This is a genomic window from Roseateles sp. P5_B10 (genome assembly GCF_056400485.1).
The window spans coordinates 1-913 of sequence record NZ_JBFULE010001335.1; the positions used below are offsets into that span (position 1 = coordinate 1).

Genomic DNA, 913 nt, shown 5'->3' on the forward strand with positions numbered 1-913 from the left:
CGCACGAAGCGCGGCGACGTGATCTGCGCCCGACCCTGGTTGTCGAAGAACTGACCTTCGCCTGGCGGCGTGCCGCCGCGCACGATGATGTCCTTGAGCAGGCGCACGTCGCCGATCAGATAGGCGCCGGTCTTGGCCTTGAGCTGCAGGCCGGCGTCAACGTAAGACTCCCAGGACTGCGTCAGGTCGGCTTCCTTCAACCCGGCCTGAGCGAGCAGGTCGGTGCGATAGAACAGCGAGCCCGGGCCGATGTCGGTCGGCAGCGCGACGATGGCGCCCTCGCGGTTGCGCGCCGTCTCGATGGCGAAGGACACGAAGCGGTCCTTGAAGCGCTCGGCGCCAAAGGCCGGCGCCGACAAATCCTCCAGCCCCGTGCCCAGCGAGAAGCGACCGAGGTAGCTCGTCTCCAGCGCGATGACGTCGGGCAAGTGGCCGGAGGTCGATAGCGCTGTCGTCATCGCCGTGTGGTGGTCGTCGTACTGGCGGCTGATGACCTCGGTGCGGATCTCGGGGTGACGCTGGTTCCAGCCCTTGAGCACATCCTTGGCGATGACGTCGACCAGTGGGAATGCGGCCACGGTCAGTGGCGACTGCTCCTTGGCGTGGCTCAGGCCGGCAGCGCCGCCAAGTGCGGCCGCGAGCAGGTGGCGACGGGGGAAGGAATGGGAGCCGGACATGGTTTGAAAGCGCTTTCAAGATTGTGCTTCGAGCGGGTGCAACGCCCCAGCAGCACAAACCCTAGGGCAACTTCAGACGAAGGCTCCCAACCCGAGACAGCAACGTTTTGTCACCCGAACCCCGGGTTTCCACCGGTGACGCCGAAATCACTGGTGGCAAAGTGGTATTCAAGAGGTGGTAGCAGTCGCAAACTGGATGCATACCAGTTAGAACCAGCTCCAAAGAGCCTGCACGG

The 913-nt window shown here is 64.5% G+C and carries 1 protein-coding gene; it reads right to left on the reverse strand.

Going from position 1 to position 913, the window contains the following annotated elements:
- Window positions 1–677: ABC transporter substrate-binding protein (locus AC1DU6_RS33135; protein WP_477862555.1), on the reverse strand; the 677-nt coding region annotated here is incomplete at its 3' end.
- Window positions 678–913 lie beyond the last annotated feature (236 nt).